Genomic DNA, 11,606 nt, shown 5'->3' on the forward strand with positions numbered 1-11,606 from the left:
ATTTCCGATTGACAGCGATTGTAAACTCGCCCTATGATTAGTAGTAACTGTAACCGTTATTTATAGATGTTGCCGGGGAGGAGTACAAGATGTTGGCCATTCGAAAGCGCTATTTCCCGGCGCTTGCCGAGTATATTCGGAGTGGTAAGGAAGTATCATTATTCCATGCTAACGAGCTTGGCAAGGAGCTTTACGGAATAAACCCTGAAGAAATTATTGCCGTACATGAGGAATGCATACAGTCTTTGGCTGCAAATGTTGACTCGGAGGAGGCTGTGCGATTATATAATCGTTCCTTTGTTTTTTTAATGGAGATTATGGTTGCTTGCCGATTTCGTTTGCAGCCAGAGAGATCAACGGAGCAAAAATTCACTGAAATGCGAGAGATGCTTTTCAGGTCCAACCGCTCCTTTGAACGAGTCAAAAATAAGTATGAAAATGTTTTGCAGCACATGGACAGCGGAATTGCTTTGTTTGATAGTGATGGAATTTTATCGTTTATTAATGTGCAAATGGCCAAGCTGCTCGACATCCCTCGGAAAACATTAATTGGTTGTACGATAAAGGAAATATTAAGACATCGGCGGCTTACTAGCAGCACGAAGCGAACAATTCTTAGACTCTACAAAGAAATGTTTCTCATGCATAGCAAGTATTATGAGTTCCAACACAAAGATGGTAAACATTTATTGGTAACGGTTACATACGGTGATCAGTTAGACGGTGATTTTTTAATTAGCGTGAAGGATGTTTCTGAATATAAGCAAATTGAGCAGACGGCATTGCAAAACGACAAGCTTGCCATGCTCGGGAAAATTGCTGCTGCAATTGCACATGAAATTCGAAATCCGTTGACAAGCATTCGCGGCTTTATTCAGCTATTGCGGCCATATTTACTGGAAGTGGGCAAAGAAGAATACGCTCGTATTATTTTAACGGAAATCGACCGGGCAAATGATATCATTTATGAATTTCTAAATTCGTCCAAGCCATCAGCACCAATGAAACAATTGGTGTCTATCGATCATTTAATAAAAGAGGTTGTGCTTCTGACCGAAAGTGAAGCTTTGATGCGGAATTGCGAAATTAAAGCGGAGTGTTATTGCTCAGAGCATCTCGTCTCGATTGATGTTAAACAAGTGAAGCAGGTTATTTTGAACATTATTAAAAATTCACTCGATGCGATTGAAGAAGTTCAGAGCGAGCGTAGAGGCCTTATTGATATTATTACGCGTGGAAATGGACAATTTGCCGAAATTATTATTAAGGATAATGGAAAAGGCATGGACAAAGCAACGATGAGCAGATTGTTTGACCCCTTCTTTACGACGAAGCAGTCGGGTACAGGGTTAGGCTTATCAGTAAGCTACAGAATTGTTCGCAATCATAATGGTACGATTAGAGTGGATAGTCAATTAGGGGTAGGGACTGAATTTATTCTGACACTGCCATTAGCTTAATGTTCACTGCAAATGGATTGGCTTAGCTGAATTGAATCGGATGCTCTCCCCCAATCGTGGGCGGGGAGTATTTTGCTTTTTCATATCATGATAGCTAAGTGACAAGTCTGCAATTATAAACATGGCAAAGAGGAGAACGCTTAGGTATAATGAGTTTGAAAAAAGCGATTGAAACGATTCAAATGAAATGGATTCGGTTAGGTAAATCCATTTGGAGAGCGAGGGAATAATAATGAGTATTCAATTTACATACGGAGTTCGCGGTACAGAGCAAGCAAATTTAGATGCGGTTATTCGTTTTGTCAGTAAAAAAGAGTTGACGCAATCAGAAGCAGTTACCCCGATCGTACAGCCGCAAATCGATGAAGCGCTTAGAGGACGTTATGCTAAAGGATTGTTTAAAGCGGATTCGGAGCAAACGGAGATTGTGCCGACGCTTGGATTGTATCCTGCGTCTCATATCGTGTTTGTTGGCCTTGATCAGGATGGCGGAGCTACGAGCCTGCGGCTTGCAGCAGCGGCTGCAGCCAAAGCATTGAAAAAATTACAGGCGGTAAATGTGCAAGTACTACTGTCTGATGCACTTGTTGAAGGGCAAGTTGAAAACCTTGGAGCAGAGTCTACTGCACAAGCGCTGACTGAGGGCTTGCTGCTCGCACTTCATGATCGACAGCCGTTAAAACGGGAAAAAGCGGAGCGATTTTCGCTGAAAGAGGTTGCACTCGTACCACAGGGAGCAGCTGCATCAGCGGAGGAAGCCGCTTTATGGACACAAGGGATAACAAAAGGCCGATTGTATGTTGAAGGGGTCATTTTGGCGAGAGACCTTACGAATCTGCCTGGTAATGATCTTACGCCAGAACGGTTGGCGTATCATGCAGAGGAATTAGCGCGTGAGCTTGATTTGGAAATAGAAGTCATTGACGAGTGGAGCGCGGCTGAGCAGCGGATGGGCGGTCTATTAGGCGTTGGACAAGGCAGCATAAATCCACCGCGTATGATCGTTATTCACTATAAAGGCAATCCAAATTCAGAAGAGGCATGGGGACTAATCGGAAAAGGAATTACGTTTGATACGGGCGGTATTTCCTTGAAGAGAGCGGAAGGCATGCAGGATATGATTTCCGATATGGGCGGCGCAGCTGCTGTGCTGGGTGCTATTCGCGTCATTGGAGAGCTGAAACCAGCAATCAACGTTATCGCAGTCATTCCGACAGCTGAGAATATGCCTTCGGACCGAGCGATTAAACCTGGAGATGTGCTGCGCATGATGAGCGGCCATACCGTTGAAATTGTGAATACCGATGCTGAAGGCAGATTAGTGCTGGCAGATGGACTTACGACCGCAATTACAAGGGGAGCAACGAAGCTGATCGATGTGGCAACGTTAACTGGTGCCGTATCCGTAGCCTTGGGCACGCACGCAACAGGCGCTATTACAAACAATGACGAGCTCTACAAACAGGTGCAGCTTGCGTCAGAGAGAGCTGGCGAACGAATCTGGCAGCTTCCTTCTTATCCGGAATATAAGCGGCAGATTAGAAGCGATGCAGCAGATTTGAAAAATAGCGGCGGAAGATATGCCGGTACGATAACCGGCGGGTTGTTCATTGGACATTTTGCCGAAGGATTGCCGTGGGTGCATCTCGATATTGCCGGAACTGCATGGCTGGATTCGAGCAGAGGCTGGGAGCCTAAGGGAGCTACCGGCGTTATGGTTAGAACTTTAGTTGAATTGATTGTACAGCAAGAATAAGCTTTGAGATGTGATGATTTGGAGGTTCGCCGCGCATGGCGTACCTTCTTTATTTGCGAAGTAATACGTGGACTAAAATGGAGGGCTGACATATGACCTATGAAGAGGTAATGAAGGAATTAGAGCGGCTAGGCAATGAGCAAACAAAAATGACCTTCATTCGTCATGGAGCGATGGAGCCGCTCTTTGGTGTGAAAATCGGTGATTTGAAGAAGCTTGTTAAATATGTGAAAAAAGACGAAGAGCTAGCGCTAAAGCTGTTTGCGTCCAGTAATAGCGATGCGATGTACTTGGCTGGACTTTCAGTTAATCCAAAAACGATTGCTAAAGAGACGCTGCAGCAATGGGTCAAACAAGCTTATTGGTATATGGCAGCAGAATATACGGTAGCAGGTGTCGCAGCGGAAAGCCCTTTTGCCCATGAGCTGGCAGTAGAATGGATAGACTCCTCGGAAGAGATGGTGTCCACGTGCGGCTGGAGCACTTATGCGAATTACATCTCTATTACACCGGACGAGCAGCTGGATTATGATGAAATACGCTTTTTGTTAAACAGAATAAAGAAAACTATTCATACGGAGCAAAATCGTGTTCGTTATACGATGAACACCTTCGTTATGATTGTCGGTATTTATGTCTCGGAGCTGCGTGAAGAAGCAGAGGCCGTTGCAGCATTCATCGGCAAGGTACATGTAGATGTCGGAAATACAGCGTGCAAGGTCCCGTTAGCTAGTGATTACATCCAAAAAACAGTTTCTTTGGGCAAAGCAGGCGTTAAGAAAAAAACATGTATCTGCTAACTGTTAATGCCCTATGGTATATAATGAACAATTCATTTTCAAAAAAGGCTATTTTTGGTTTGGCTCAATGAGTTAAACTTGAGATAGCTTATTTTATTTATGCCTCAAAGAACAATTTCTTTGTGTGTCGGAACGAAAATACATAGTGGAATAGGGGTATACTTATATGCATGCAATAAATAGAAGGAAAAATGATTTATTAGCTTATCGGCCATCCGTAACGATGGATGTTGAAGAGTTAAATCAATACTGGGAAAATGTATTAAACAGCTATGCAGAGAGGCCGCTTGATGTGAGGAGACAAACGGTTGAAACTCCAATCACAACGGTGAGAACGGAGCGTTTAACTTTTAAAGGCGGAGATGATACGCCTATTCACGGGTTATACATCGTGCCTCAGCAAGGATTAATCGGTGCGAAGCTGCCTTGTGTCGTTATTTTTCAGGGTTATACAGGCGACAAGGGACTACCAGAGCGTTATGCTGCATGGCTGCTGCTGGGTTATGCCGTCTTTGCAGTTGATGCTAGAGGGCAAGGTGGCGAAACAGGCAACTTGTTAACCTCTGATGAAGGTTTCGTCAAAGGCTGGGTTTCACAGGGAATAACGAATACCGAGCGCAGCTACTACCAGGCGATTACAATGGATGCGGTTAGAGCGGTGGATACAGCTGCCCTACAGGATGAGGTGGACGAGTCGCGGATTGCGGTTGTTGGCGCTAGTCAGGGGGGCGGATTGTCATTGCTTGCTGCAGCGCTGAACTCCAAGGTAAGCGCGGTCGTTGCCGATATTCCGAACATGTGCCATATGGATTTTGGCCTAATGAATTCGACGAGCTCGCTTACGGAAATTGCTCAGTACATTAAAAGGTATCCTGATCGGCTCAACGCAGTGTTGTCTACGCTAGCTCATTTTGACCTGTTGAATTTGGCTGAACGCATTAAGGCGCCTGTGTTGATGTCGGTTGGCTGGAAAGATACCGTGTGTATGCCAGAGACCATCTACGCCGTATACAATCGGATACGATCGCTTAAGCAGCTAAATGATTATCCATTTTCAGGTCATGAGGTAAGCGAATACCAGAACCGAGAATCGATTTTGTTTTTACAGGAAGCGCTGAAAAACGGCCTAAAGCCTTCAATTGATGCAATCGAGCAGCAAGATCAGAATTAATGCTCAATTAGTTGTCCAAAAGAGACAATCAATGCTTCAAATGGATGATATCGATGCCAATATGGTTATGGATGGAGAGCGTACTATGTACTAGAATATATATGAGCTATAAAACGGTGTCCCTGACACATGTTCATTTTTCTTACTTTTCCCTTTATATGTTAAGGGATTAGTGTTTGCTTGATTATTATTGAAAACGATTTAGGCAAGTGCAAGTTGGCGAGCATGTATGGCGAGCATCGCCTTAGAAAATAATAGGATGGCAATGAATAGAGAGGGTGGAATTTTCTGCAATGAGCAACCATGATGAGCGAAATTATTCGCCTTGGCAAAGCTACTATGGCCCCAACCTTGGGTATGTGCAGGAGCAATACGAGCGTTTCTTAACTGATCCAGACTCCGTGGAGTCTACAGTTCGTGAGCTTTTTGTACGTTTCGGGGAACCTCCGGCTACACTACAAGGAGAAGCTCCGAGCATTACGGCTAAGCCAAGCGAGCAAAAGGCTGCATCACATGCAGCAGCACCTGGTCCGATTGATTCAAATATGTTGAAAAAGGTTGTCGCTGCGCATCAGCTAATGCTGAACATTCGCAGATACGGCCATTTAGCTGCAGATATTGATCCGCTCGGCTTCAGCCCTGCTGCTGATACAAAGCTGCTTGAGCCAGAAACTTTCGGACTTACGCAAGCGGATTTAACTTCTATTCCAGCATCACTTATTTGGGATAATGCGCCAGCATCAATCTCGAATGGCTGGGAAGCAATCAACCGCTTGAGAGAGATTTATACCCGTTCAGCGGCGTATGAATTTACACATATTCATGATGAGAGTGAACGCAATTGGCTTAACAAACAGGCGGAGTCGGGAAGCTTCCCAGCACCGCTGTCTGCAAGAGAACGTTCAGCGCTGCTTGAGCGTCTAATGGAAGTTGAGTATTTCGAGAACTTCTTGCACCGGACATTCGTTGGACAAAAACGTTTCTCTATCGAGGGCGTAGATATGCTCGTGCCAGTGCTTGATGAAATCGTCCGCTCCGTAGCGCATGATGGAGCAAACCATATCCTTATGGGCATGGCGCATCGCGGTCGTCTCAACGTACTGACGCATGTACTTGGCAAGCCTTATGAGAAAATATTTTCTGAATTTCACCATGCTCCGAATAAAGAGCTTATTCCGTCTGAAGGATCAATGGGCCTTAATTATGGCTGGACCGGCGACGTAAAATATCATCTAGGTGCTGACAGAGCTGTGAAGGAAGGCGAAACGATTCGTGCGAATCTTACCCTTGCGAACAACCCGAGCCACTTGGAATTTGTTAATCCAGTAGTTGAAGGCTTCACACGCGCTGCTCAAGAAGATCGCAGCAAGCGGGGAATGCCTACACAAGATCCAGCGAAAGCAGTGACGATTGCCGTTCACGGCGACGCGGCTTTCATTGGTGAAGGAATTGTTGCGGAAACGCTCAATTTCAACAAGCTGCAAGGTTATCACAATGGCGGTACGATTCATATTATCGCAAATAATCGCCTCGGCTTTACGACGAACAGCATTGATTCACGTTCGACGCATTACGCAAGTGATCTTGCGAAAGGCTTCGACATTCCAATCGTACACGTAAATGCGGATGAGCCGGAAGCTTGCTTGGCAGCAGTACGCCTCGCTTGTGAATACCGTCTCCGCTACAATAAAGGTTTTGTTATTGATTTGATTGGTTACCGTCGTTTCGGCCATAATGAAATGGACGATCCAGAAGTAACACAACCGCTGATGTATGCAAAGGTTCGCAATCATCCGACCGTAAGCGTGCTTTACAGCGAACAGTTGAAGGGTGAGAAGGCGATTACGGAAGCGCAGGTTGAAGAATTGCGTCAACGTACGAACGGCAAGCTGCAAGCAGCCTATGATGCAATGAAAGCGAAGGAAGGCGAGCCGAAGCTTCGCGGTGAGCAAAACAAAACAACGCTACCTACAGGCGAAGAAGTACGCACTGCAGTTCCGCTTGAGACGCTTCGTGAAATCAACCTGGAGCTGCTTAACCGTCCAGAAGGCTTCACCGAATATACGAAGCTTCAACGTATTTTGCAGCGCAGAGCTTCAGCTTTGAACGATGGGGAAAAGGTTGACTGGGCACATGCCGAGACGCTTGCATTCGCAACGATTCTTGCAGACGGTACACCTATTCGTCTAAGCGGTCAGGATTCGGAGCGCGGAACGTTTGCACATCGTCACATCATGCTTAATGATAATGCGACGGCAGCTAAGTTCTCGCCGCTGCACATTTTGCCGCAAGCGAAAGCATCCTTTGCTGTTCATAACAGCCCATTGTCGGAAACGGCAGTACTCGGCTTTGAATATGGCTACAACGTATTTGCGCCTGAAACCTTTGTTATCTGGGAAGCGCAATATGGTGACTTTGCCAACGTTGCCCAAGTTATTTTTGACCAATTCATCTCAGCTGGCCGTGCGAAATGGTCGCAAAAATCAGGCATTACGATTCTGCTGCCGCATGGCTATGAAGGCCAAGGACCGGAGCATTCAAGCGCTAGACTTGAACGTTTCCTTCAGCTTTCAGCTGATAACAACTGGACCGTTGCGAACCTTTCAACGTCCGCTCAATATTTCCACTTGCTGCGCAAGCAAGCAGCGTCGCTTGGCACGGAGCATGTTCGTCCGCTCGTTCTAATGGCGCCTAAGAGCTTGATCCGTAACCCTCGTGTTGCGTCGCATGGTGTTGCGTTCAGCGAAGGCTCATTCAAGCCGGTGCTTCCGCAATTCAAGCTGACAGAGCCGAAGGAACAGAAGGATAAAGTAAAACGTTTGCTTCTTTGCACAGGTAAAGTAGCTATCGATATTGAAGAGGCGCTTGCATCGACAAATGCTGAAGATTATGAATGGCTGCGCGTTGCAAGAGTAGAGCAGTTGTATCCGTTCCCTCATGCAGAAATCGAACGCATTGTGAAGCAATTCGACAAGCTTGAAGAAATCGTATGGGTACAAGAAGAACCGCAAAACATGGGGTCATGGAGCTTCATGGAACCGCGTCTTCGCGCGTTAGCTCCTAAGAAGGCAGCTGTTCGCTACGTTGGCAGACCTGATCGCTCAAGTACTGCAAGCGGACACCAAGAAGTACATGCCGCAGAACAAAAATGGATTATTTCGACAGCATTGAACGGCAAACCAGTTGAAACAAGTTTGATTAGGGGGTAGTGACTAATGGCTGAAATTATTGTACCGGAACTAGGCGAGTCCATTTCTGAGGGCACAATTACCAAATGGTTCGTGAAGGAAGGCGACTCCGTCAATCAGGGAGATGTCCTACTAGAGCTTGAAACCGATAAGGTTAACATAGAAATTAGCGCTGACAATAGCGGTGTTGTATCTCGCATCGCTAAACAAGACGGAGAAGTTGTACTTGTAGGTGAAGCGATCGGTTCGATTGGAGAAGCAGCGGGCGGCGCAGCCGCACCTGCTGCTCCGGCAGCTGAGCCAGCTCCTGTTGCTGCTCCTGCCGCAGTAGCTGCACCAGCTGCTGCTCCAGCAGCGCCTGTTGCCTCTTCTGCAAATGAAAGTGCAGCAACGATTAATGCATCGCCAGCTGCTCGTAAACGTGCTCGTGAGCAAGGCATTGATCTTTCAGCGCAAGGACAAGCTCCTGCTGCTGCACCTGCACCAGCGGTTGCCACTCCGGTTAAATCTGCTCCGCTAACACAATCAGAACCTGCTAACGCAGGCAAAGATGTGAAGCCGACTGAACGCAAACGGATGTCTCGTCGCCGGGTTACGATTGCTAACCGCCTAGTTGAAGCACAACGCACAGCAGCGATGCTGACGACTTTCAATGAAGTGGATATGACTGCGATTCTTGATTTGCGCAAACGCCGCAAGCAAGCTTTCTTCGAGAAAAATGATGTAAACCTAGGTTTTATGTCATTCTTTACGAAAGCTGTAGTTGGTGCGCTTAAAGCATTCCCGCTGCTTAATGCTGAAATTGACGGCGAAGATATTGTTACGAAAAAATTCTATGATATCGGCATTGCAGTATCTGCAAAAGAAGGTCTTGTCGTTCCGGTCGTTCGTGACGCGGACCGTCTAAGCTTCGCTGAAATCGAGAAAAATATCGTTGAACTTGCTGGTAAAGCAAGATCAAACACACTTGCCATTTCTGATTTGCAAGGCGGAAGCTTCACTATTACGAATGGCGGCGTATTTGGCTCCTTGCTGTCCACGCCAATTCTTAATGCACCTCAAGTTGGTATTCTCGGCATGCACAAAATTCAAATTCGTCCAGTAGCAATCGATGACGTTCGTATGGAAAACCGTCCGATGATGTATCTTGCATTGTCTTACGATCACCGTATCGTAGATGGTAGCGAAGCTGTTCGCTTCCTCGTAACCGTCAAAGCGCTTCTTGAAGATCCAGAAGCACTTCTTCTCGAAGGCTAAATATAAAGCATCACATTAGAGACTGTCCTTTAAGTAGAGTGATCTACTCAAAGGACAGTCTCTTTTTTTTGCGATTAAGATGGCCGTTTTATTATGTTTTGAAAAAAGATGTCGAAAAAAGATCTGAATATCGATTACAATAAACATAATATTGAACATGGAACCGGGCGTATTATCGGCTACAATTAAGATTTAAGAAGTATTCAATGGAGAGAGGCTGCATAATAGATGCGAGAATCCTTTACTAATCTCACAATGCTCCAGCGGTTCATCGCATTGTTTATTGCACTAGTCGTTATACCTGTTATTTTTATGGATTGGGTTGTCTCGCGAAATGTCGCAGAAATTACGGAACGGCAAGTGGGTTCGACGCTGGTGAAGTGGGTGGAATCGAGTCATGTAACGATTGATCGAACAATCATGCATATGGAAGAGACAATGAATTCGATCATGATGACCAAGGAAATTCAGGAAATGCTTAATATCCCGTTGTCTTCATCCTACTAGCGTTTTAGACGATTCACGTCTCTGGATGAGATGCTGCTCAAACAAACATCTCCTAAAATAGCGTATTTTTTTCATGCCGGATTCTGAAAGCCTTTACTCTTTTGTGCCTTCTTTGGATATGCAGACGCGAGGCATCTACTTCTCTACAAATGTGGATGCGCTTCCATGGTATAAGGAGGCTTATCGTGCACAGACGGGAAGTGCTGAAGGTACTGCATCAATTCGGAGATAATCCGTCCGATCTGGAGACGCTTGTTATGGTTAAACAAATGAACAGCATAACGAATGGGCGATCACCAGAAGCTGGGTACTTGATCGCGTCGGGACTTGAACGTGTGCTGGCAAGTGATCTTGATCCTGATAATGTGGCGAAGGATGGCGAATTATTGATTTTAAATGAAGATAATACGATCATCTCAACAACAAACAACTACTCCATCGGAAAGATCCTCCCGTTGCCGGACTACGTATCGAATTCCAAAGGTGGATATTATACGCTAGAGATTGATGGGAAAAAGTGGCTATATGCCATTCATCAACAATTGATTTTTTCACAAAAGGCATGTCCATGATCTCGATCGTTATTATGGAAACGTGGCAAAACTTTGGCGGAGCGGTGCTCATCTATTTGGCTTCAATCGTCGGTGCAAGCGTATGGCAACGAATTAAGTTTATTACACTGCCTAATTTGCGCTCATTGCTGTTCCTGATGTTTTTACTTCAAATCATTAACACCTCGCAAAGCTTCCAAGCACAACTGGCTATGACTGCCGGAGGTCCGGACAACGCGACATTAATTTATATGCTGCTTATGAACAGAAATGCATTTACTTATTTGGATTTTGGCAAAGCAACAGCAATGGGTACGATGATGTTCGCCGTTATGATGGTGCTCTCCTTCTTCTACCTGAAATTGCAGAATAGGAGTGAAAAAGGATGAAAAATACCGAGCGTTCCATAATCTCGTCATTTGATTTCAAACGTTGGCAAGTAAAGCTTGGTTACGCTGTGATGGTGCTTCTCTTGCAACAGGTATTTTCAGATATGTGGTCTACTCCGGCTCTACGATTCAGTGGAACGTGAAGTTTGCGGTGCTCTCCATTACGATGGTTCCGCGGTTAATATTTTTCCTTATTTTCCAGCGTTACATTATGGGTGGACTTAATGTAGCTGGGGTGAAAGGTTAACATTTTATCAGCTAGAGTTTAGTGGCACGGCTTTATGAATGAGTAGAAAAACGGATTAAATGATTCTCTTATAGACATTGCCGCTAATCGATACACTTGCTGGCGGCAATGTTTTTTTGTATTTTAAAATCGAAGCGGAGCAGGAAGAAGGCTGGGGATGTTGAAAGTAATCAACAGGATGAAGCTGCTTGTTGAAATGAGATGAGATGAGGGGATTGAAATCGTCGAGGTTAACGAACAATTGAGGGAAAGCGAAGAGAGATATCGGCATTTAGTTCAT

The 11,606-nt window shown here is 45.4% G+C and carries 11 protein-coding genes; 10 read left to right on the forward strand and 1 reads right to left on the reverse strand.

What is annotated here, in order from left to right; translation table 11 throughout:
* Window positions 1–89 precede the first annotated feature (89 nt).
* The 10 genes from ACIFSR_RS11665 to ACIFSR_RS11710 all read left to right on the forward strand — a co-directional run bounded on the left by ACIFSR_RS11665 (window position 90) and on the right by ACIFSR_RS11710 (window position 11,326).
* A complete protein-coding gene (locus tag ACIFSR_RS11665; RefSeq protein ID WP_430057494.1) occupies window positions 90–1,460 on the forward strand; it encodes an ATP-binding protein in 1,371 nt (456 codons plus the stop codon).
* 232 nt (window positions 1,461–1,692) lie between these two features.
* Entirely contained in the window at window positions 1,693–3,216 is a 1,524-nt protein-coding gene (locus ACIFSR_RS11670) for a leucyl aminopeptidase (RefSeq protein ID WP_339207567.1), read from the forward strand.
* 92 nt (window positions 3,217–3,308) lie between these two features.
* Window positions 3,309–4,016 carry a DNA alkylation repair protein gene (locus tag ACIFSR_RS11675; protein WP_430057496.1) on the forward strand — a complete coding sequence of 236 codons (708 nt, stop codon included), beginning with the start codon at window positions 3,309–3,311 and terminating at the stop codon, window positions 4,014–4,016.
* Between the two features lie 166 nt (window positions 4,017–4,182).
* Window positions 4,183–5,187, forward strand: coding sequence for an acetylxylan esterase (locus tag ACIFSR_RS11680; RefSeq protein ID WP_339207569.1), 1,005 nt, complete (start codon window positions 4,183–4,185; stop codon window positions 5,185–5,187).
* A gap of 293 nt (window positions 5,188–5,480) precedes the next feature.
* A complete protein-coding gene (locus ACIFSR_RS11685) occupies window positions 5,481–8,396 on the forward strand; it encodes a 2-oxoglutarate dehydrogenase E1 component (RefSeq protein ID WP_339207570.1) in 2,916 nt (971 codons plus the stop codon).
* A gap of 6 nt (window positions 8,397–8,402) precedes the next feature.
* Complete coding sequence (odhB, locus tag ACIFSR_RS11690) at window positions 8,403–9,632, forward strand: 2-oxoglutarate dehydrogenase complex dihydrolipoyllysine-residue succinyltransferase (protein WP_430057499.1); 1,230 nt, start codon at window positions 8,403–8,405, stop codon at window positions 9,630–9,632.
* Between the two features lie 228 nt (window positions 9,633–9,860).
* Window positions 9,861–10,139, forward strand: a complete 279-nt coding sequence (locus ACIFSR_RS11695) for a hypothetical protein (RefSeq protein WP_430057501.1) — start codon at window positions 9,861–9,863, stop codon at window positions 10,137–10,139.
* A gap of 185 nt (window positions 10,140–10,324) precedes the next feature.
* Entirely contained in the window at window positions 10,325–10,711 is a 387-nt protein-coding gene (locus ACIFSR_RS11700; RefSeq protein WP_430057503.1) for a hypothetical protein, read from the forward strand.
* Window positions 10,708–11,079, forward strand: a complete 372-nt coding sequence (locus ACIFSR_RS11705) for a carbohydrate ABC transporter permease (RefSeq protein ID WP_430057504.1) — start codon at window positions 10,708–10,710, stop codon at window positions 11,077–11,079. Before ACIFSR_RS11700 ends, ACIFSR_RS11705 begins: the two co-directional genes overlap by 4 nt.
* A 43-nt stretch (window positions 11,080–11,122) precedes the next feature.
* Window positions 11,123–11,326 carry a hypothetical protein gene (locus ACIFSR_RS11710; protein WP_339207574.1) on the forward strand — a complete coding sequence of 68 codons (204 nt, stop codon included), beginning with the start codon at window positions 11,123–11,125 and terminating at the stop codon, window positions 11,324–11,326.
* Between the two features lie 55 nt (window positions 11,327–11,381).
* On the opposite strand, the gene ACIFSR_RS11715 is transcribed toward ACIFSR_RS11710, so the two are convergent.
* A complete protein-coding gene (locus tag ACIFSR_RS11715) occupies window positions 11,382–11,597 on the reverse strand; it encodes a hypothetical protein (RefSeq protein WP_339207575.1) in 216 nt (71 codons plus the stop codon).
* Between the last annotated feature and the right edge of the window lie 9 nt (window positions 11,598–11,606).

Origin of the sequence: Paenibacillus sp. NRS-1760 (assembly GCF_050467785.1) — a bacterium.
Lineage (GTDB): Bacteria > Bacillota > Bacilli > Paenibacillales > Paenibacillaceae > Pristimantibacillus.

What these genes read in the sequence shown, in the direction of transcription:
- ACIFSR_RS11665 (WP_430057494.1), top strand. Translation starts at nt 90, where the DNA reads ATGTTGGCCATTCGAAAGCGCTATTTCCCGGCGCTTGCCGAGTATATT.
- ACIFSR_RS11670 (WP_339207567.1), top strand. Translation starts at nt 1,693, where the DNA reads ATGAGTATTCAATTTACATACGGAGTTCGCGGTACAGAGCAAGCAAAT.
- ACIFSR_RS11675 (WP_430057496.1), top strand. Translation starts at nt 3,309, where the DNA reads ATGACCTATGAAGAGGTAATGAAGGAATTAGAGCGGCTAGGCAATGAG.
- ACIFSR_RS11680 (WP_339207569.1), top strand. Translation starts at nt 4,183, where the DNA reads ATGCATGCAATAAATAGAAGGAAAAATGATTTATTAGCTTATCGGCCA.
- ACIFSR_RS11685 (WP_339207570.1), top strand. Translation starts at nt 5,481, where the DNA reads ATGAGCAACCATGATGAGCGAAATTATTCGCCTTGGCAAAGCTACTAT.
- odhB (WP_430057499.1), top strand. Translation starts at nt 8,403, where the DNA reads ATGGCTGAAATTATTGTACCGGAACTAGGCGAGTCCATTTCTGAGGGC.
- ACIFSR_RS11695 (WP_430057501.1), top strand. Translation starts at nt 9,861, where the DNA reads ATGCGAGAATCCTTTACTAATCTCACAATGCTCCAGCGGTTCATCGCA.
- ACIFSR_RS11705 (WP_430057504.1), top strand. Translation starts at nt 10,708, where the DNA reads ATGATCTCGATCGTTATTATGGAAACGTGGCAAAACTTTGGCGGAGCG.
- ACIFSR_RS11715 (WP_339207575.1), bottom strand. Translation starts at nt 11,597, where the DNA reads ATGCCGATATCTCTCTTCGCTTTCCCTCAATTGTTCGTTAACCTCGAC.